This window comes from Nocardia sp. NPDC051833 (assembly GCF_040681225.1).
Taxonomy (GTDB): Bacteria; Actinomycetota; Actinomycetes; order Mycobacteriales; family Mycobacteriaceae; genus Nocardia.
Genome location: NZ_JBFAYK010000002.1, coordinates 999,937 through 1,018,913, shown reverse-complemented (window position 1 = coordinate 1,018,913; position 18,977 = coordinate 999,937). Strand labels below are relative to the sequence as shown.

Sequence of the window (18,977 nt, the reverse complement as noted above, 5' to 3'; positions counted from 1 at the left end):
ACCGGCTCAAGACGTTCTCCCGGTCAGCGGTTGTCGGCGGGCGAAAGATGGTACTCGCGGTTGCTAACATGCAGCGATGGCGACTCCCGACCCCGATCCCGGCGTGCCCAACCTGCCGCCGACCAGCTGGGCGGTTCTCGCCATGCTCTCCTACGAGGAAGAGGTCTCCGGCTACGACCTGAAGAAATGGGCCGACTGGAGTCTGCGCTACTTCTACTGGACGCCGTCCTACAGCCAGATCTACGCCGAGCTGAAGAAGCTCGAGCAGCACGGCTTCGCGAGTTCGCGCCTCGACCACGACAACGCCATGCGCGGCAAGCGGCTCTATCAGATCACCGACGCGGGCCGGGCCGCGGTCACGCTGTGGTGGAACAAGGCGCCGGTCGATCCGTCGGTGCTCAAACACCATGTACTGGTGCGGGTCATGTTCGGTCATCTCGGCTCGCCGGACCGGCTCAAGCAGATCCTGCGCGACCACATCGACGACGTCGACCAGCTCGAGCAGCGGGCCGCGATCGACGCCGAGGCCGCGAAATCCGAACCGGGCTGGGCCTATTCGCAGATCGTGCTGCAGTGGGCGCAGCGCCACTACGCGGCCGAGCGGGAACTGGCCCAGCAGCTGATCGACGACATCGACAACGCGGCCACGATACTGGCCGGTGCCGAACACGATGACCGCGCGGACTACCCGCATCCGACGCCGGGACGCTGGCGCGAGATCGAACAGCGGGTGCTGCGTGAGGAGATGCAGCACGACGCGGCGGAGTAGGCGTGGGGGCGCGCCCGGCGCCCCCACGACCGGTCACCTCGCGCTGAGCCGCGCGATGTCGTCGATGATCTTGTTGGCGCCGATCACGCCGATGCCGAGCATCCAGGTGTCGTCGGCGACCTCGTAGGCGTGGTTGCCCGCCACCGCGGGCAGCGCGCCCCACAGCGCGGTGACCCGGCTCTTGGTCGTGCCCTTCGAGCCACCGGTGTAGTCGGCGTGGAACACCACGTCACCGTTGATCTGCTCGTATTGCTCGGGATCGAGCTCGGCCATCGAGTAGGTGTTCCAGGTGCGGGCCGGGTGGGTGAAACCGACCTGGGCCAGGATGAAACCGGAGAAGGTCTCGGGCCCGTAGAGCCGGAAGCGGTCCTCGGTGAAGCGCACCATCGACACGGTCTTGCCCGCGGCGCCGATCTCCTTGCCGACCGCCTTGGCGCGACCGTCGAGCTGGGTGAGCAGCTGTTCCATCTCGGCCGACTTGCCGACGGCCGACGCGGTCAGCCGCGCCTGCTCGTGCCAGTTGGTTCCCGAACTGGTCGAGAACACGGTCGGGGCGATGCCGCTGAGCTGGGTGTAGAGCGCCTCGTGGCGCACCTTGGTGCCGATGATCAGATCGGGCTCCAGGGTGGCGATGGCGTCGAGGTCGGGCTCCTGGATGGTGCCGACGGTCTTCACCCCGGTGAGCTTGTCCGCCAGGTACTTCGGCGCGCCGTAGCCCATCGCCCGCTCGGTGATCGCGGCGGGCGTGATGCCCAGCGACACGAGCGCGTCCAGGTGCGGGGAATCGAGGACGACGATGCGCTGCGGCTGCGCGGGCACGGTCGTCTCACCCATCGCGTGGGCGATGACGCGGCCGTTCTCGACCTCGGCATCGGTCGAACTGCACCCGGTCAGGACCAGGCCCACGGTGGCGACCAGCGCGCCGAAGGCGGTGGTCAGCCGGTGTCTACTACTTCTCACGGTCTGCACGAGCAGCGACATTAGCCTAACCTAACCAAGGTTGTCCTACCCTAATTAGTCCGGGTAAGGTTCGCCGGTGCCTTCGAGTCGTGACGCCGTGACCGCACGCCACGGCTCTGCCCCGCTCGCCCGTGGCGGCGTGGTCCTGCTGCTCGCCGCGGTCGTGCTGTTCGGTGTGTGCGTGGCCAGTCTGGCCATCGGCGCCAAGTCGATTCCGATGGGTGACGTGGTGGCCGCGCTGTTCGGGCAGGGCGAGGACAGCGTGCGGGTGATCATCGGTGACTGGCGGCTGAGCCGGACGGTGGTCGGGCTGGTCTGCGGGGTCGCGCTGGGCGCGGCGGGCGTGGTGATCGGCGCGCTGACCCGCAATCCGATCGCCGATCCGGGACTGCTGGGGGTGAACGCGGGTGCGGCGCTCGGCGTCGTCGTCGGGCTCACCGTCACCGGCGGGATGGGCGTCACGGGCTACACCTGGTTCGCCTTCGCCGGCGCGGGCATCGCCGCGGTGGTCGTGTATCTGCTCTCGATGGTCGGCCGGGCGACCGCGTCGCCGCTGCGGCTGGCGCTGTCGGGGGTGGCGCTGGCCGCGGTGCTGTCGGGGGTGACCCAGCTGCTGGTGTTCCTGGACGAGGACGTCCTCGACGCCTTCCGGTTCTGGCGGATCGGCTCCCTGGCCACCCGCGACCTGCACGACACCCTGCTGCTGGTGCCGTATGTGCTCGGCGCCGCGATCCTGGCGCTGGCCCTGTGCCGCTCGCTGAACGCGCTGAGCCTGGGGGACCGGACGGCCACGGCGCTCGGGGTGAACCTGGGCCGGGTCCGGCTGCTCGGCTTCGTCGTCGTCACGGTCCTGTGCGGGGCGGCCACCGCGCTGGCGGGGCCGATCGCCTTCGTCGGGCTGCTGGTCTACCACATCGCGCAGTACCTGGTCGGCTCCGATTTCCGGGTGCTCGTTCCGGTGTCGATGGTGCTCGCGCCGGTGCTGCTGCTGGCCGCCGACGTGTTGGGCCGGGTGATCGCCGGTGGCGAACCGGTGCCGGTCGGGGTGCTCACCGCCTTCCTCGGCGGGCCCGCGCTGATCGCGCTCATCGTGTGGAGTCCCCGGATGGGGGCGGAGTCGTGAGCATCCTGTCGGGGCCGGGTGCCGGACTCGTCACGCGGACCGGGATCACGCCGGGCGACGTGGTGGTGCGCGCGGGCCGGTCCACCCTGCGGTTCGACCGCCGCGCCGTCGTGACCACCGCGATCCTGGTGGTCCTGGTGCTGGCGATGATCGCGGTCTCGCTCATGGTCGGCGAATACCGGGTCGGTCCCGGCGCGCTGTGGGACACGCTCACGGGGCATCCGCGGCGCAGGCTCGACCGGTTCTTCGTCCTGGACCGGCGGCTGCCCCGGGTCCTGGTGGCCGTCGGGGTGGGCGCGGGCCTGGCCGCCGCGGGCGCGATCTTCCAGCGGCTCTACCACAATCCGCTGGCCAGCCCGGACGTCATCGGCTTCACCAACGGCGCCTCGCTGGGCGCGGTCTTCGTGTTGCTCACCCTCGGCGGCACCCTGTCGACGGCCGCGCTCGGCGCCGCGGTGGGCGCGCTGGGCACCTTCGCGATCATCGGAGTGCTCACGGTGCTGGGCGGGCTGCGCGGTGCACGGCTGGTGCTGGTCGGGATCGCCCTGGAGGCGATCTTCACCGCGGCGACGTACTACGTGCTCAGTCAGGCGTACCTGCCGTCGGCGGCGGTCGCCAACGCGTGGCTGATCGGCTCGCTCAGCGGGCGCGGGTGGGGGCAGGTGGCGATCGTGGCCGTCGGGCTCGCGCTCGTCGGCCCGCTGATCGCGGTGCTGAATCGGTCGTTCCACGCCCTCGATCTCGGGGACACGGTGGCGACGACGCTGGGCGTGCGCGGCGGGCGGGCCCGGCTGGGGCTGATGCTCGGCGCGACGGTCCTCGTCGGCCTGTCGGTGTCGGCGGCGGGCCCGATCGCGTTCATCGCCCTCGCCGCGCCGCACCTCGCCCGTGGCATCACCCGCACACCCGGCGCCGGGATCTTCGCGGCCGCGTGTACCGGTGCGCTCCTGCTCGGCATCAGCGACCTGGTGGCCGAACACGCTTTTCCCGCACCGGTTCCCGTCGGCGTCGTCACGGTGAGCATCGGTGGGGTCTTCCTGCTCTGGCTGCTGGTACGAGAGGGTCTGCGTCACCGTGTCTGAAACATCCACCGGGACCGCCGAATCCACCGAAGGGGAGCACCCCGGCTCGCGGCTGCGGGGCGAGTCGGTCCGCGTGGCCTACGGTGAGCGGGCCGTGCTGCACGGCGTCGACCTCGCGGTGCCCGACGGCCGGTTCACCGTCATCATCGGGCCCAACGCCTGCGGGAAATCGACCCTGCTCGCCGCGCTCGGCCGGATCCTGCGCCCGGCCGACGGCTCGGTGGTGCTGGACGGCAAGGCGATTCACCGCTACTCCACCAAGGAGACCGCGCGCAGGCTGAGCCTGCTGCCGCAGACGCCGGGCACCCCGGACGGCATCGTCGTCGGCGATCTCGTCGCCCGCGGCCGCTACCCGCACCAGGGCCTGCTGCGGCAGTGGTCCGACGACGACGCCGCGGCCGTCACCGAGGCACTCGCGGCCACCGGCACCATCGACCTGCGGCACCGGCGCGTCGACGAACTGTCCGGCGGTCAGCGCCAACGGGTCTGGATCGCCATGGTGCTCGCCCAGGCCACCTCCATCGTGCTGCTCGACGAGCCGACCACCTATCTCGACATCAGCCACCAGCTCGATGTCCTCGACCTGTGCGAGCGCCTGTACCGCGAGCACGGCCGCACCGTCGTCGCCGTCCTGCACGACCTGAACCTGGCCTGCCGCTACGCCACCGACCTCGTCGCCATGCGCGACGGCCGGATCATCGGGCAGGGGAGTCCGGGGGAGCTGATCACCCCGGACCTCGTCCGGGCGGTGTTCGATCTGGACTGCGTGGTCATCGACGACCCGCTGACCGGGTCGCCGATGATCGTGCCGCAGCGGCACCGGTCCTAGCGAGCGGGTGTGCCGAGTACCGCGCGCACCATGGCCCAGATCTCGGTGCGCGCCGCGGTGGTCGCCGCCAGCGACGGAATGGTGAGGAAGCCGTGGAACAGCCCGTCGTAGCGGCGGTGCCGTACGGCGACGCCGTCGTCGGCGAGGCGGCGCGCGTAGGCGTCGCCCGCCGCGCACGGCGGATCGAGCTCGGCGGTGATCACCACCGCGGGCGGCAGCCCGGCCAGCGACTCGGCCCTGGTCGGCACCAGGCGGACGTCGTCGGTGCCGTGCGGGGCGTACTGCTGCCAGTACCAGCGCATGGCGCTGGTCGTGTTGTAGTGGCCGGTGCCGAACCGCCGGTAGGACTCGGTCTCGAAGTCGTCGTCGATCACCGGATAGAACAGGATCTGCGCCGCGACCTCGGGGCCGCCGCCGTCGCGGACCGCGATGGCCACGGTGGCGGCGAGATTGCCGCCGGCGCTGTCGCCGGCCAGCGCGATCCGCGCCGGATCGCCGCCGAACTCACCCGCGTGCTCGGCGGCCCAGCGCAGCGCGGTGAGCACATCCTCGTGCGCGGCGGGCGCCCGGTGCTCGGGCGCGAGCCGGTAGTCGACCGCGACCACGACCGCGCCGACCCCCTCGGCCATCGACCGGCAGAACTCGTCGTGACTGTCGAGATCGCAGAACACGAAGCCGCCGCCGTGCGCGAAGACGATCACCGGCAGCGTCGCCCCGTCGCGGTGCGGCCGGTAGACGCGCAGGGTCAGGTCACCGCCCGGCCCCGCGACGACGACATCGCGCGCCTCGCGCATCTCGGGCAGATACTTCAGTGGCGCCCGCCTGCCGAGGATCGCGGCCCGCACGTCGGCCGCGCGCATCGTGGCGATATCGGGGAACCCGGCGTCGAGCGTGGCGAGCATCGCCGCGACCTCGGGGTCCGGCACCGCACCCGGTCCGGTGGTGGGATAGACGCGGACAGTCACTGACCCTCCTGGAATTCTCGCGACGGGGTTCGACGGTCGAACCGGTCGTCGGCCCACCGTAGGGCCGGTCCGGTACGGTTCGGACCCCGTTCTCCCGCTGGGCGGAAACCCCTGGTCGACGCGACGCGCGCGGTGCCTACCGTCGGCACATGAACACCGCGAAGGTCTACGTGACCGACACCGTTGTGACGAAACCCGGGCGGGCCAGGGACTTCGTCGACGCGTATCTGCGTGAGTACGCGCCGGGGGCCCGCGAGCGGGGGATGACGTTGGAGCGGATCGTGGTGAGTCCGCCGATCTGGTTTCCCGACGAGTCCAACACCGTCACCGCGACCTGGGTGCTCGACGGGGCCGAGGGGTGGTGGGCGATGACCTGGCAGGGCCGCTCCGATCCGGCGGTGCGGCGCTGGTGGGCAGGCGTCGACGACCTGGTCGCCGAGCGCACGCGCTCGACCGGGGCCGAGGCGTCCGAGATCGAGAGGCTCGCCGATGTTTGAGGTCGTTCGGCTGGTGCATCTGTCGGCGGCGGGCGGTCCGGCCGCCGACCAGCTCATGACCGACCTGACCGCGGCGGTGTCCGGGGTGGCGCGCCGGGTGCTGGTCCAGCCCACGCTGCCGGGGGTGCGCAACGGCGGCGACGTGCTCGCGCACCTGCGCTTCGCCGAGGCCGCCGACTGGCACGCCTGCGCGGCCGCGGTCGGCGCGGTGCTCGCCGACCCGGGCGTGACGCATGTCGACGGTGCCGAATACGACGGCGGCACCGGTGGTTTCGCGGAACCCCGGGCGCCCGGTTCGGTGTACCGGGTGCTGCTGCTGCGAGTCGCGCCGCAGACGCCGGACGCGACCGTGGACCGCTTCGAGGCGGACCTGCTGCGCATGCCGCGCTACATCCCGACCATGCTGTCCTGGCGGCTGAGCCGGGTGCGCCGCGGCATCGGATCCGTGCCGTGGACGCACGTCTGGGAGCAGGAGTTCACCGATCTCGACGGGCTCGACGGCCCGTACCTGATGCACCCGGTGCACTGGGCGCATGTCGACCGGTGGTTCGATCCGGAATGCCCGGACGTGATCGTGCACGACCGCATCTGCCACAGCTTCTGCGAGAACGATCCCGCCTGATCCCGGCCGCCGCCCGCTCCCGCCGGGCGGCGATCCACCGGATCAGGCGTAGCGGGGCGCGCGGTGTTCGGTGGCGACCCGGGACGCGGGACCGACGCCCAGCGGCCGCGGATGCTGCTGCAGGGTGGGGCGCACCCGCACCCGGCCGTCGTCGACGTGACGCCAGATGTTGAGCGCCGTCGTGCGCACCGGCGCGCTGAGCCGGTGGTCGAAGACCATCCGGTCGACCGGCCCACACACCGACACCGCGGCCACGGCGGACTCGCCGAGATCGCCGATCGGCGCGGCGATGCAGCCGAAGCCGGCCAGCGACTCCTCGCGCTCGACCGCGATGCCGTGCGCGCGCACCTTGTGCAGTTCGTTGTCGAGCTGGGCCCGGGTGGTCAGCGAGTACTTGGTGCGGGCCGTGGCCTGCCCGGTGACGACCTCGGCGAGGCGGCGCTCGTCGGAGTAGGCCAGGATCGCCTTGCCGACCGCCGTACAGTGCGCGGGCCGCCTGCCGCCGACCCGGGTCGGGACCGCGGCGGCCAGATCGCCGCCCACCTTGTCCAGGTACACGACGTCGGGACCGTCGAGAACGGCCAGGTGCACGACGAACCCGGTGACCCGGTGCAGCTCGTGCAGGAACGGCATCGCGGCGCGATGCAGGCGGTCCTGGTGCACGGCCAGCGAGCCGAGCTCCATCAACCGGATCCCGAGCTCGTAGTCGCGCCCTTCGCGGCGCAGCCAGCGCAATTGCACCAGCCGTTCCAGCATGCGGTGCGCCGAGGACCGGGGTAGCCCGGTGCGCCGGACGATCTGGGCGAGCGTGAGCCTGCCCGGACCGTCGAAGGCGTCGAGCAGCAGGGACGCGCGATCGAGGATCGCACTGGGGGTGGTGGCCTCGGCTTGGATGACCATGGAGCGCTCCATTTCGGATCTACGTGCTGATGCCCAGTCGCATATTTCGATTAGGCATATACCTATTCATACCATCCTCTGTGGTCGTTGTCACATGAATCCCCGAATCGCGTGCAACGACGACGGCCCCCGTACCGAGCGGAGTGCTCGGTACGGGGGCCGTCGAAGGGCTGTGCGCGGTTACATGGCCGCCAGCGGCTCGCTGCCGGACCAGTCGTGGCCCCAGTAGCTGTCGGCGGTGATTTCCTCAGCGGTGTAGAAGGTCTCGTCGACCCGCATCCCCTCGGTGCCGAACTCGACATCCCAGCCGCCGGGCGCGCGCACGTAGAACGACACCATCTTGTCGTTGGTGTGCCTGCCCAGCGTCGAGGACACCGAGAAGCCGTCCTTGGTGACACGGTCCAGCGCCTGGCCGACGGCGTCGAGCGAGTCGACCTCCACCATGATGTGCACCAGGCCCGGCGCGCCACCGTGCGGCGCTGGGCACAGCGCGAGGCTGTGGTGCCGCTCGTTGACGCCCATGAAGCGCACCCGCATCGGCCCGAACTCCGGCGGCGCCGGGATCCGGAACGCGCCGCGCGGCAGGAAGCCGAGCACCTCGGTGTAGAAGTCGAACGCCCCGTTCGGGTCCATCGTCGGCAGCACGACATGGCCGAGGCCCTGCGCGCCGGTGACGAACTTCGCGCCGAACGGCGTCACCACCGGGCTGTGGTCGAGCACCGCGCCGTGGAAGATCTCCAGTGTCGCGCCGGTCGGATCCTGGAAGGTGATGACCTCCTCGACCCGGCGCGCGTCGGCCTCCTCGACCGAGAGCGGCTTGACGGCGATGCCGGCCGCGGTGACGGCTTCCTGCACCCGGACCAGGGCCGCGTGGTCACGGACCTCCCAGCCGATGGTCACGACGGCGTCGCTGTCGCCCGGCACGACGGTGATGCGCGCAGCGCGCTCGTCCATCCGCAGGTACAGCGCGTTCTCGTCCGGGCCGCTGCCCTGAGCGAAGCCGAGCACGTCGAACGCGAAGGTGCGCCAGCGGTCCATGTCGGCCGTCTGGATCTTGACGTAGCCGAGGCCTTTGATGTCGGTCATGTTCTCGTTGTCCTTCGTGGTTTTCGGGTCAGATCATCGAGCGGAGGTTGTCCGCGGGCTCGAGACCGAGCGAGCTGACGGCCGAGGCGTGGTACACCGTGCTCGGCACGTGGATGGCGTGGGCGAGGCCGACGTGCGCGTCGCGCCAGTAGCGCTGCAGCGGCTTGTCGGTCCGCATGGCGTTGCCGCCGGACCGGGCGAAGATCTGGTCCACGGCCGAGACCGCGCGCCAGGCCGCGCGGACCTGGGTGCGCCGCACGGCGGCCCGCTCGGCGAAGTTGATCTCCTTGCCCGCGTCGACCGCGTCGAAGATCTTGTCGGCGTTGGCCAGCAGTTCCTGGCGGGCGGCGTTGATGTCGGCGGCGGCCTCGCCGATGGCGAACAGCACGTACGGATCGTCCTTGACCGCGGTGCCCTGCGCGCCGACCCGGTCGCGCTGGTAGTCCAGGTGCGCGGCCAGCGCGCCCTCGGCGATCCCGACCACCGCGGAGCTGATGCCCAGCGGGAACATCGTCGACCACGGCATCTTGTAGAGGGTCTCGGTGACCCCGTACTCCTTCTGCGCGGTGCCGTCGATGACGTGGTCGCCGTTCATCACCCGGTAGTCGGGCACGAACGCGTCCTTGACGATGATGTCCTTGGAACCGGTGCCCTTGAGGCCGACCACATTCCAGGAATCCTCGACGATGGTGTAGTCCTCGCGCGGCAGGATCATGTGCAGCATCGTCGGCGGCAGCGCCATCGAGCCGTCGGGGTTGCCGAGCATGGCGCCCAGGAAGATCCAGTCACAGTGGTCGGTGCCGGAGCTGAACTGCCAGCGGCCGTTGAAGATGTAGCCGCCGTCGACCGGGCGGGCGATGCCGGTGGGCGCGTACGGCGAGGCCATCCAGGTGTCGTGGTCGTCGGCCCACACCTCGTCCTGGACCTTCGGATCGGCGAAGGCCAGCTGCCACGGGTGCACGCCGACGATGCCGGTGATCCAGCCGCTGGCCGGATCGAGCGCGGCGGTGGCCATCACCGTCTCGGCGAACTCGCGCGGATGCGCCTCGAAGCCGCTGTACTTCTTGGGCTGCAGCAGGCGGATCGGGCCCGCCGTCTTGAGCAGCTGGGCCGTGGCATCGGGCAGCTGCCCGAGCCGCTCCGCCTCCGGGGCCTGATCGCGCAGCTGGTCGGCGATCGCGGCGATGTTGTCGAGAACCTTGGTCATCGCAGGTGGTGCTTTCTGTTCGGGGTGGGAGAGGTCAGGACATGGTGTCGACGATGGCGCCGCGGGCGATGTTGTCGGCCACCTCGGCTTCCCAGCTCGTCACCGCGCGGTCGGTATCGATCTCGAATTCGAAGCGTTTGGTCATGTCTTCGGTGACGTCCTCGACGTCGACGTAGAACTGCTTGTACCAGCGGCGCAGCTGGTAGACCGGCCCGTCTTCCTCCGAGAGCAGCGGGTTGTCGATCGGCGCCTTGTTCTTCCAGATCGCCACGTCCTGCTCGAAGCCGACCTGCACGCCCGCGGCGAACTGCTCGGCCATCGCGGTGGCATCGGCGTCGGACATGCCCTCGGGCTTCTTCACCATCGCGCCGTACTGCAGCACGAAGGAGTTCTCGTCGACCGGGTAGTGGCAGTTGATCAGGACGGTCTCGATCGTCATGCCCTGCGCCTCGCTCCAGAGCCAGTCGATCATGTAGGACGGGCCGAAGTACGAGGCGTCCGAACGCAGGGTGGAGTTCGGATCGTCGTAGCTGGTGCCGACGGAGATGTCGTGGCGCGGGGTCGAGCGCATGTACTGGGTCGCGACGTGGCCGTCGAAGACGTTCTTGAAGTAGCGCGGGAACGAGTAGTGCACGTAGAAGAAGTGCGCCATATCGACGACGTTGTCGACGATCTCCCGGCAGTGCGAGCCCTCGATGAGGATCGAGTTCCAGGTGAAGTCGGTCCACTCCGGGGTGCCGTAGCCCTCGATCTCGGGGATGGTCACCTCGTCGGTGGGCTTGCTGCCCTGCGGGTCGTTCCAGACGAACAGCTGGCCGTTGCGCTCGAGGGTCGGCCACGAGCGGGTCTTGGCCAGCGGGGGCACCCGGCGCGCGTAGGGGATCGCCGTGCACTTGCCGTTGCCGCCCCAGCGCCAGTCGTGGAACGGGCAGGCGATCGAGTCGCCCTTGACGGTGCCGTGCGCCAGGTTGCCGCCCATGTGGCGGCAGAATCCGTCGAGCACGTGCAGCGCGCCGTCGGATTCCGACTGGAACACCACCAGCGTGGTGCCGAACGCCTTCACCTCGTGCGGCTTGCCGTCGCGGAACGACGAGAGCAGGCCGAGGCAGTGCCAGCCGCGCGCGAAGCGGGTCGGCGCGGCGGCGGCCTCGATCTGACGGTAGTCGGCGTCCTGTGATCGGCCGTTCGGCGAGTTCTCCGGCATCGAAACCTCCATGTATCGGACGGAGTGGGATGAGCTGTGTCGATGGTCACGCTGCCGGTGGTGGTCCGGGCGGGTCGGTTCCCGGTCAGCGGACATGTTTTCGCCGTGCCGCGTCGGCGTCCCGATCAGCGGGAGAGGAACCGATCACAAGCGCGCGGGCCGCCCTACCGTGACCGCATCCGCCGGACGAGAGGAATGACCATGGGTACCGTCGCGATGGTTCTGGAGACCGCCGCCATCCGGATGTTCGCCGAGGCGGCGCACTCGCACAATCCGGCCTACCGCCTCGCCGACCGGCCCGTGGTCCCGCCGACCTTCCTGCCCGCCGACGGGTTCGGCGCCGCGGGCGGCCGGGCGGAGACCGACCACCGGTTCTTCGGCCCGCCGCCGCGCGCGGGCGACCAGCTGACCGCGATCCGGGCCGGCAGTCCCGGCGCGCCCGCGGTCAGCGCCGCCGAGTCGCTGACCCGCTACTTCGACCGCACCGGCGGACTCGTCGCCGAGTCCTGGGCCGCCGCCGAACCCGCACTGGGCGAACCGGTCTCACCACAGGCCACCGCGCTGCTGGCCACCTACGCCACCGATTGGCTGGGCGCGGAGAACATCCGGCGCTTCCGCACCAGGGTCGTGCGCGCGCTGCCGTCGGGCGAAGTCATGACCTGCGCGGGCCACATCACGCAGAGTTACACGCAGGACGGCGAAGCGCGCGTCGACGTCACCCTGTCCGGGACCGACGCCGCGGGCGAGGTCGTCGTCCGCGCGTGGGCGACCTTCGCCCGCGACTGACCCCGCCGAGCAGGAGCACCATGACCGACACCGCCCCCGACCTCGCCGCCCGGATCGCCCGGCTGGAGACGATCGAGGCGATCATCGCCCTCAAACACCGCTACTTCCGCGCCTGTGACGCCAAGGACGCGGTCGGCTTCCGCGAGTGCTTCCTCGCGGCGGGGGCCGAGCTCGACTACGGCAGCCTGGGCACCCACGACGCCGACGGGATGGCCGCGGTGTTCACCTCGATCGCGCTGCGCCGGGTCGACGGCAAGCCGGTCGTGCTCGACATGCACCACGGCGTGCATCCCGACATCACCGTGCACGACGACACCACCGCGAGCGGCCGGTGGACGCTGCGCTTCCGGCAGCTGAACCTGCTGGCGCGCACCGAGACCGTGGCGACCGGCGAATACGCCGACGAGTACCGGGTCGAGGACGGCCGCTGGAAGATCGCGCGCTGCACGTTCACCCAGCTGTGGTCGCTGACCCGTCCACTGGGTGCGGACGCTCAGGTGGAAAACCTCTGATTCCGCACCGCGCGGGGGCGCGCGATGGTGAGGTGTTCATAGTGCACATCGACGTTCGGAGGTAGGACATGGCGCGACGATACGAGGGCAAGGTCGTCTTCATCACCGGGGCGGCCCGCGGTCAGGGCCGGGCCGAGGCGGTTCGCTTCGCCGAGGAGGGCGCCGACATCATCGCGATCGACGCGTGCGTGGATTTCGCCAGCACCAGCTATCCGGGCGCCACCGAGGACGACCTGGCCGAGACCGTCCGGCTGGTCGAGGCAGCGGACGGCAAGATCGCCGCGAGCAAGGCCGATGTCCGCGATTTCGCGGGCCTGTCGGCGGCGCTGGCGGCGGGGATCGAGCAGTTCGGCCGGCTCGACGTCGTCGTCGCCAATGCCGGAATCTGTTCGGCGGCGATGTCCTGGGAGATCACCGCAGAGCAGTGGCAGGAGACGGTCGATGTGAATCTGACCGGCGTCTTCCATACCGCCAAGGCCGCGATTCCGTACCTGATCGAGCAGGGTGAGGGTGGCGCGATGGTGTTCACCAGCTCGGTCGCCGGTCTCAAGGGCATCCCGTTCACGGCCCACTACGTGGCCACCAAGCACGCCATCACCGGATTGGCCAAGACGATGGCCAACGAGCTGGGCCAGCACAAGATCCGGGTCAACACCGTGCATCCGGCGGGGGTGGCGACCGGCATGCAGATGGCGGAGATGGGCCCGCTGTTCGAACAGCACGCGGCCACGCTCGCGCCCATCTTCATGAACGCCCTGCCGACCTACATCACCGAGGCCTCCGATATCGCCGCCGCCGTCGCGTGGCTGTGCTCGGACGAGGCGGGCCAGGTCACCGGCGCGCAGATCCCGGTGGACATGGGCAACCTCAACCGCTGAGCACACCGCCGAATTGGTATTTTTATACCGACGCCGCTAGGGTCGGTATGAAAATACCAATGGAGGCGTGATGGTGGAGTTGAAGACGCCCGCGGAGATCGAGCTGATGCGGGTGACCGGTGCGTTCGTCGCCGACGTGCTGGCCGGTGTCCACGCGAAGGCTGCCGTCGGGGTGAACCTGCTCGAGCTCGAAGAGTATGTGCGGGAGCGGATTCGCGAGCGGGGCGCGGTGTCGTGCTACTGGGATTACGCGCCCTCGTTCGGTCGCGGGCCGTTCCGCAACACCGTCTGCCTGGCGGTCAACGACGCTGTGCTGCACGGGCTTCCACACGACTACGTGCTGTGTGACGGTGACGTGCTCACCGCCGATCTGGCCGTCACCATCGACGGCTGGGCCGCCGACTCCGCGGTGACCACCATCGTCGGCACCCCGGCCCCGGCCGACCAGCGCCTGGTGCGGGCCACCGAGGAGGCCCTCGCGGCCGGTATCGCAGCCGCCCAGCCGGGCAACCACATCGGCGACATCTCCGCGGCCATCTCGACGGTCGCCCGCGCGTACGGCTACCCGGTCAACACCGAGTTCGGTGGACACGGCATCGGCCGGACCATGCACGAGGACCCACATGTGTCCAATACCGGCCGCGCCGGGCGGGGGTTCCGGCTGCGTCCCGGGCTCACGATCGCCATCGAACCCTGGTTCGCGACGAGCACCGCGACGGTGGTCACCGACGCCGACGGGTGGACGATCCGCTCCGCCGACGGCTCCCGGTGCGCGCACAGTGAGCACACGATCGCGGTCACGGCCGACGGGCCGAGTGTCCTCACGCTGCGCGGCTGAGCATCGTCATGCTGCGTGGCCGGGCAGGCTCATGGTGCGTGGTGGAGTGGAGATCCCGTGCCGGTCAGGCAGATTCGGCGATCTGCTCGGTGCGGTAGACCTCGGCGAGGTCGGCCAGTGGGATCGCCAGCGCCTCGGCCAGGCCGACGACGGTGCCGAAGGCGGGGGAGGGCAGGCGGCCGGATTCGATCTTGCGCAAGGTCTCGGGGGAGATGCCCGCCGCGCGCGCCACCTCGGCCAGATCTCGGTCGCCGCGCGCCGTGCGCAGGCAGCGGCCGAGGCGACGACCTGCTTCGACTTGGGCCGGGCTGAGGGGGAGGCGCACCATGGCTCCGAGGGTAGGTGGGGTATTTAAATACCGCAAGCCGCGGACGGGCCGGTGATCGGCCGACGATCACCGGCCCGTCCGCGGCGGGGCTCAGTGCGCGGTGCCGCCGGTGGCGGGCGTGCGCCCGTGCCGCATGATCACGGCCAGCACGAGGGCCACGGCCGCCGCGGCGCCGCAGACCCAGAAGCCCAGCTCGTATCCGCGATCACCGAACACATCCGGGATCGGGGCCGGGGGCTGCGCCTGGCCACCCACGCTGACCAGCGCGGTCATCCCGTTGGCGTGCAGGAAGGCCGTGACGATGGCCAGGCCGACGGCGACACCCATCGACTGCATGACGCCGAGCATGCCCAGGCTGATGCCCTGCTGCTCCTGCGGCACCGCCTCCACCATGAGAATCGGCATGGCCGCGTAATAGAACCCGAAGCCGACGCTGAACACCGCGTTCACCAGCAGGAACACCGTGCTGGTATGCGGCAGGACGGCGAAGGCCGCGGCCGAGCAGACGAAGATCGCCAGCGCGATGACCAGCGGGATCCGGGCGCCCATCCGTCGCGCGATGACGCCGGCGAGCGCACCGCAGACCATGGTGACCACCGCGCCCAGCAGGGCGATCCGCACCGCGAACTCCAGCAGGGTGTACCCGCTGCCGTAGGTGTAGCCCGGATCGAGCGTCACCTGGACGGCCTCGGGCGGCAGCGGCTGACCCGTCATGGCCTGCACCTTGGCGAGAATGCCCTGCTGTGCGCCCGCGGTGACGGTCGCCTCGTCGGGCGTCTGGGACATGTAGGCGATCGCGTAGGAGACGACGCCGATCTGCAGCGAGGCGAACAGCGCCCCGGCCAGCACCAGCGCGACGCGCGGGTGGAACAGCAGCTTCATGTCCATGATCGGCTGTGCCACCCGGGTTTCCACCAGGACGAACAGCAGCAGCAACACGACACCGGTGATCACCCAGGCCAGCGTGGTCGGCTTCGCCCAGCCCCAGTCGTGGCCCTTGTCGAGGTAGATCAGGATCAGCGCGGCACCACCGGCGAGCAGCAGCGCGCCGACATAGTCGATCCGTTCCCGCACGCGCAGCTTGGATTCCGGGACGACGAAGTACACCAGCGGCAGCATCACCAGGGTGAACGCGGCCAGGCACCAGAAGATCGCGCGCCAGCTGTAGTTGTCGACCAGGAAGCCGCCGAGCAGCGGTCCGGCGATGGCGGAGACGCCGAGGCCGGTCGCGGTGACGCCGAGGCCGAGCGGAACGTACTTGCGCGGCATCAGGTCCCGGATCAGGCCGTAGGCGATGACCGCCGTCGCGATGGCGGTGGCCTGCAGGCATCGGCCGAGCAGGAAGATGCCCCAGTTCGACGTGGTCGCGTCGAGCACGCAGCCGATCATGAACAGCACGCCGCAGATGAGGAACATCCGCTTCTTGCCCCAGACGTCGCTCATCTTGCCGATGAGCGGCGAGGCGGCGGCGCCGATCAGGCCGAAGACGATGATGGCCCAGTTGATGTTCGCGCCGACGCCGGGGAAGGTCGGCGCGATCTTCTGCAGCGCCGCCGACACGATCGTGTACTGCATCGGCGCGATCTCGGTGAACAGCACGATCACCGCGAGCACGGTGAAGATGCGGGCCCGTGACGCGCCGTCCAGCCGGCCGGTGTCGTTGGTGTCCGGGTCGGTCGTGACAGGACTCGACAGCTTCGGATCTTCAGGAATGGTGGACATGCCACGCTCCGTTTGTTCGGGAATTACTTCGAGAGGGAGTGGAGCGCCGCGCGATCGAGTGTGACGTAGATCGCACGACTTCCGCCTCGGAGTATGTGACCCTACCGAGCGCTAGGTTGGTGAAGTTATGTAAACGTTATGTTTGCTCCCGCTGAGTGGGTGAAAGCAGCGAAACGAAGTCCCGATAGGCGGCCGTCAGGTCGATATCGTCCCTGGCCAGCAGCCATTGGACCTGCAATCCGTCCATGACCGCGAGCAGTAGCGGCGCCGCCTGTTCGGGGGTGAGTCCACCGGGCAGCTGATCGCCGAATTCGGTGCTCAGCAGGGCGGCGAAGTCGGCGCGGGCCTTGGCGTAGCGCTCGGTGAAGAACTCCCGCGCCGGGTGCGCCTCGGTGATGGACTCCCCGGCCAGGACGGTGAACGCCTGGACCAGATCCGGGCGTTCGGCGTTGTACTCGACGATCTGCTCGAGGTGGGACAGTCGCGCGTCGGCCAGGCGGGCGACGAACGCCGCGAAATCCCAGCGGTCGCGCGCTTCGAGCACGCCGGTCAGCAGGGCGTCCTTGCTGGGGAAGTAGTGCAGGACGCCGGCCTGGGTGAGGCCGACGCGGTCGGCGACGGCGGCCAGGGAGGTGCCCTGGTATCCGCGCTCGGCGATGAGGGTGGTCGCGGCGTCGATGATGGCCGCACGCCGCGCTTGTGCCTGGGCCGCCCGGCCGCCTTGCTGTCCCCGAGTCACTCCGCGAGCGTATCGGTCCGGTGCGGGTCGGCGTGTCGGCGGGCGTGCCGGGGGCGACCGGTCGGTATGCCCAGATGGTGTGAATTCCGCTGGGAGACACCGCTATCCGGATCTCGCGGAAGTGGTGTTATGCACTATAGCCATGGCGCATCATGAGTGGGTATCGCGCTGGGACCGGGGTTGGACGGGCTCGGCAAGTCGGAGGGAAAACCCATGAAGTTCAAGCAGTTGCTGGCTGCCGGTGTCCTCACCGTGGCGGCGACCGGTGTCGCCGCGGCCACCGCGTACGGCGCGCCGGTCACCGGCCCCTCGGTCGCCGGGGTCGACGGCGCCGTCGCGTACACCGCGGCGGTGGCGAAGGACGGTTCCGCGGCGACGGTGGAACTGGCGGCGGGCAGGTTCGAGCTCACGCCCGACGCCTCGGTCGCCGTGTTCGCGCCGGACGGCAGCCGGATCGGCCTCATCCCGACGACGGTGCAGCCGGTCGCCGGGCCCGCGGTGCGGGTGATCCCCGAGGTCGACGCGGCGGCCACCACGCTGACGCTCACCCCGGTCGGCGCGCCCGCCCTGAACCCGGTGGCGCTGCAGCAGATCGATCAGACCGGCAATATCGTCGCCGGTATCGCGATCGGCTGTGTGGTGGGGGCGCTGATCGGGCTGATCTTCCTGGTCGTCTCCGCCATCCCGGGCTGTGTGATCGGGGCGGTGATCGGCGGCATCATCGGCGCGAACCAGTAGGGGAGGCGCGCGGTGGGTGGTCGGTCGGCCACCCGCCGCTGTGCTGTGTGGAGCACCGCTGCCCGGGCTCGGCGCGTGCCGCGATGTCGCGGGACGCGACCGCCCGTAGGCGGCCCACCGGGCCACCCGGCGTCGCTGAGGTGCCGAGGGGTGGCCGGGAGGCGCGCGGTGGGTGGTCGGTCGGCCACCTGCCGCTGTGCGGTGCCGAGCATCGCTGCCCGGGGTCGTCGCGTGCCGCGATTCCGCGGGACGCGACCGCCCAGAGGCGGGCGCCGGGCCGCCCGGCGTCGCTGAGGTGCCGGAGGGGAGGCGGGCGCCCGCATCCGGCGCTCAGCTGCTGGAGCGGTCGGTGAACGCGTCGGCGGTGAGGACCGGCACGGTGGTGTCGGCGTCGAGGTCGATCGCGATCGCGACGTCGTCGGCGAAGCCGATCGCGGCGAGCTCCCGGCCGGACGCGCTGGTGGCGATCAGTGCGGGCACGTCGGGCGTGGCGGCGAAAGTGGTTGCCGCCGACTGTGCCTCGGGTGAGGCGGCGGTGGCGCCCCGGTCCAGGAGGGCAGCGGCGAGCGCGCCCGCGCCGAACCAGTCCTCCAGCGCGGGCCGGAGGGCTTCGCTGCCCGGCCACTGTTCGCCCGCGGCGACGATCGCGATCGGCTCTTCGGGCGTGCCCCACCCCTGGGCGATCAGCCAGTCGGCGACGGCACTGTAGTTACGCAGACACCCGGCGACGACCGTGCCGCCGTCCACGGTGGCCGCGATGGCGGACCCGTTCGGCGACGGCAGCACCAACCGCTCGGTGAACGGCGCCCGCCGGATCGCGGCGGGCGAGAGCGACCACGGCCGCGCCTCCTCCGCCTCGCGTCGCCCGACCGCCAGCGCCGCCCCGTGCCGATCGGCGAACTCGCGCGCCGACGCGTCCCGCCACCGATACGGGTACACGGCCGTCCCCGCGCCGGTCGCGACCGACACCGACGTCGTGAACGACAACACGTCGACCACCACGACGGCCGCCGCACCCGGCCCGATCGCCGCCGCGCCCGCCCTACCCCAGTCCACCTTGATCCCGAACCCTCGCTGCCGCGACCACTCCGGCGCCGAACGCACCCTGCCCCTCCTCGACTCGACCAGCGAATCCACCAGTGCACCATACGGATCCACGCGGCTCCAGCCTTCCGCTCGCGCCGTGCGCAAT

At 70.5% G+C, this 18,977-nt stretch carries 21 protein-coding genes; 11 read left to right on the top strand and 10 right to left on the bottom strand.

The window, feature by feature from the left end; all coding sequences use genetic code 11:
- Window positions 1–76: 76 nt before the first annotated feature.
- The gene (locus AB0L91_RS22885; protein ID WP_357351023.1) at window positions 77–769 is read left to right on the top strand and encodes a PadR family transcriptional regulator; all 693 of its coding nucleotides are present in this window, start codon (window positions 77–79) and stop codon (window positions 767–769) included.
- A 33-nt stretch (window positions 770–802) separates the two neighbouring features.
- Here AB0L91_RS22885 and AB0L91_RS22880 read toward each other — a convergent pair whose 3' ends face one another.
- Window positions 803–1,750, bottom strand: coding sequence for an iron-siderophore ABC transporter substrate-binding protein (locus AB0L91_RS22880; RefSeq protein ID WP_365012978.1), 948 nt, complete (start codon window positions 1,748–1,750; stop codon window positions 803–805).
- A 55-nt stretch (window positions 1,751–1,805) separates the two neighbouring features.
- On the opposite strand from AB0L91_RS22880, the gene AB0L91_RS22875 reads away from it, so the two are divergent.
- From AB0L91_RS22875 to AB0L91_RS22865, 3 genes are read left to right on the top strand one after another with little or no spacing between them, the layout of a single operon-like run.
- Entirely contained in the window at window positions 1,806–2,852 is a 1,047-nt protein-coding gene (locus tag AB0L91_RS22875; RefSeq protein WP_365012971.1) for an iron chelate uptake ABC transporter family permease subunit, read from the top strand.
- Entirely contained in the window at window positions 2,849–3,934 is a 1,086-nt protein-coding gene (locus AB0L91_RS22870) for an iron chelate uptake ABC transporter family permease subunit (RefSeq protein ID WP_365012968.1), read from the top strand. Before AB0L91_RS22875 ends, AB0L91_RS22870 begins: the two co-directional genes overlap by 4 nt.
- Window positions 3,927–4,763, top strand: a complete 837-nt coding sequence (locus tag AB0L91_RS22865) for an ABC transporter ATP-binding protein (protein ID WP_365012965.1) — start codon at window positions 3,927–3,929, stop codon at window positions 4,761–4,763. The genes AB0L91_RS22870 and AB0L91_RS22865 overlap by 8 nt, the downstream gene beginning before the upstream one ends.
- On the opposite strand, the gene AB0L91_RS22860 is transcribed toward AB0L91_RS22865, so the two are convergent.
- Window positions 4,760–5,728: an alpha/beta hydrolase gene (locus AB0L91_RS22860; protein WP_365012962.1), complete on the bottom strand. Its 969-nt coding sequence runs from the start codon at window positions 5,726–5,728 to the stop codon at window positions 4,760–4,762. The two genes, AB0L91_RS22865 and AB0L91_RS22860, sit on opposite strands and share 4 nt — an antisense overlap.
- A gap of 149 nt (window positions 5,729–5,877) precedes the next feature.
- On the opposite strand from AB0L91_RS22860, the gene AB0L91_RS22855 reads away from it, so the two are divergent.
- Together AB0L91_RS22855 and AB0L91_RS22850 are read left to right on the top strand one after the other, a co-directional pair.
- Window positions 5,878–6,225: a hypothetical protein gene (locus tag AB0L91_RS22855; protein ID WP_355280206.1), complete on the top strand. Its 348-nt coding sequence runs from the start codon at window positions 5,878–5,880 to the stop codon at window positions 6,223–6,225.
- Window positions 6,218–6,847, top strand: coding sequence for a Dabb family protein (locus AB0L91_RS22850; RefSeq protein WP_365012959.1), 630 nt, complete (start codon window positions 6,218–6,220; stop codon window positions 6,845–6,847). The genes AB0L91_RS22855 and AB0L91_RS22850 overlap by 8 nt, the downstream gene beginning before the upstream one ends.
- Before the next feature lie 42 nt (window positions 6,848–6,889).
- On the opposite strand, the gene AB0L91_RS22845 is transcribed toward AB0L91_RS22850, so the two are convergent.
- The 4 genes from AB0L91_RS22845 to AB0L91_RS22830 all read right to left on the bottom strand — a co-directional run bounded on the left by AB0L91_RS22845 (window position 6,890) and on the right by AB0L91_RS22830 (window position 11,256).
- The gene (locus AB0L91_RS22845) at window positions 6,890–7,747 is read right to left on the bottom strand and encodes an IclR family transcriptional regulator (RefSeq protein WP_355280210.1); all 858 of its coding nucleotides are present in this window, start codon (window positions 7,745–7,747) and stop codon (window positions 6,890–6,892) included.
- Between the two features lie 180 nt (window positions 7,748–7,927).
- A complete protein-coding gene (gene bphC / locus AB0L91_RS22840) occupies window positions 7,928–8,833 on the bottom strand; it encodes a biphenyl-2,3-diol 1,2-dioxygenase (protein WP_365012956.1) in 906 nt (301 codons plus the stop codon).
- Window positions 8,834–8,861: 28 nt separating this feature from the next.
- Window positions 8,862–10,040, bottom strand: coding sequence for an acyl-CoA dehydrogenase family protein (locus tag AB0L91_RS22835; RefSeq protein ID WP_365012954.1), 1,179 nt, complete (start codon window positions 10,038–10,040; stop codon window positions 8,862–8,864).
- Window positions 10,041–10,074: 34 nt separating this feature from the next.
- Entirely contained in the window at window positions 10,075–11,256 is a 1,182-nt protein-coding gene (locus AB0L91_RS22830; protein ID WP_355280215.1) for a Rieske 2Fe-2S domain-containing protein, read from the bottom strand.
- 189 nt (window positions 11,257–11,445) lie between these two features.
- On the opposite strand from AB0L91_RS22830, the gene AB0L91_RS22825 reads away from it, so the two are divergent.
- The 4 genes from AB0L91_RS22825 (at window position 11,446) to map (ending at window position 14,258) form a co-directional block, all read left to right on the top strand.
- On the top strand, window positions 11,446–12,030 hold the full coding sequence (locus AB0L91_RS22825; protein WP_357350321.1) for a hypothetical protein: 585 nt from the start codon (window positions 11,446–11,448) through the stop codon (window positions 12,028–12,030).
- A gap of 20 nt (window positions 12,031–12,050) precedes the next feature.
- Window positions 12,051–12,542 carry a nuclear transport factor 2 family protein gene (locus AB0L91_RS22820; protein ID WP_357350319.1) on the top strand — a complete coding sequence of 164 codons (492 nt, stop codon included), beginning with the start codon at window positions 12,051–12,053 and terminating at the stop codon, window positions 12,540–12,542.
- Between the two features lie 68 nt (window positions 12,543–12,610).
- Complete coding sequence (locus tag AB0L91_RS22815) at window positions 12,611–13,420, top strand: mycofactocin-coupled SDR family oxidoreductase (RefSeq protein ID WP_365012951.1); 810 nt, start codon at window positions 12,611–12,613, stop codon at window positions 13,418–13,420.
- A 70-nt stretch (window positions 13,421–13,490) separates the two neighbouring features.
- Complete coding sequence (map, locus tag AB0L91_RS22810) at window positions 13,491–14,258, top strand: type I methionyl aminopeptidase (RefSeq protein ID WP_365012949.1); 768 nt, start codon at window positions 13,491–13,493, stop codon at window positions 14,256–14,258.
- A 64-nt stretch (window positions 14,259–14,322) separates the two neighbouring features.
- Here the strand turns inward: map and AB0L91_RS22805 are convergent, their stop codons facing one another.
- From AB0L91_RS22805 to AB0L91_RS22795, 3 genes are all read right to left on the bottom strand, one after another.
- Window positions 14,323–14,586 (bottom strand): helix-turn-helix transcriptional regulator, encoded by a 264-nt coding sequence (locus tag AB0L91_RS22805; protein ID WP_365012947.1) that lies wholly within the window; start codon window positions 14,584–14,586, stop codon window positions 14,323–14,325.
- A gap of 90 nt (window positions 14,587–14,676) precedes the next feature.
- The gene (locus AB0L91_RS22800) at window positions 14,677–16,308 is read right to left on the bottom strand and encodes an MFS transporter (protein ID WP_357350311.1); all 1,632 of its coding nucleotides are present in this window, start codon (window positions 16,306–16,308) and stop codon (window positions 14,677–14,679) included.
- A gap of 136 nt (window positions 16,309–16,444) precedes the next feature.
- Window positions 16,445–17,047 carry a TetR/AcrR family transcriptional regulator gene (locus AB0L91_RS22795; RefSeq protein WP_357350309.1) on the bottom strand — a complete coding sequence of 201 codons (603 nt, stop codon included), beginning with the start codon at window positions 17,045–17,047 and terminating at the stop codon, window positions 16,445–16,447.
- A 213-nt stretch (window positions 17,048–17,260) separates the two neighbouring features.
- Between AB0L91_RS22795 and AB0L91_RS22790 the strand changes: the two genes are divergently transcribed.
- Window positions 17,261–17,785, top strand: a complete 525-nt coding sequence (locus AB0L91_RS22790) for a hypothetical protein (protein ID WP_357350307.1) — start codon at window positions 17,261–17,263, stop codon at window positions 17,783–17,785.
- Between the two features lie 330 nt (window positions 17,786–18,115).
- On the opposite strand, the gene AB0L91_RS22785 is transcribed toward AB0L91_RS22790, so the two are convergent.
- Window positions 18,116–18,889 carry a 2-phosphosulfolactate phosphatase gene (locus tag AB0L91_RS22785; RefSeq protein ID WP_365012943.1) on the bottom strand — a complete coding sequence of 258 codons (774 nt, stop codon included), beginning with the start codon at window positions 18,887–18,889 and terminating at the stop codon, window positions 18,116–18,118.
- Between the last annotated feature and the right edge of the window lie 88 nt (window positions 18,890–18,977).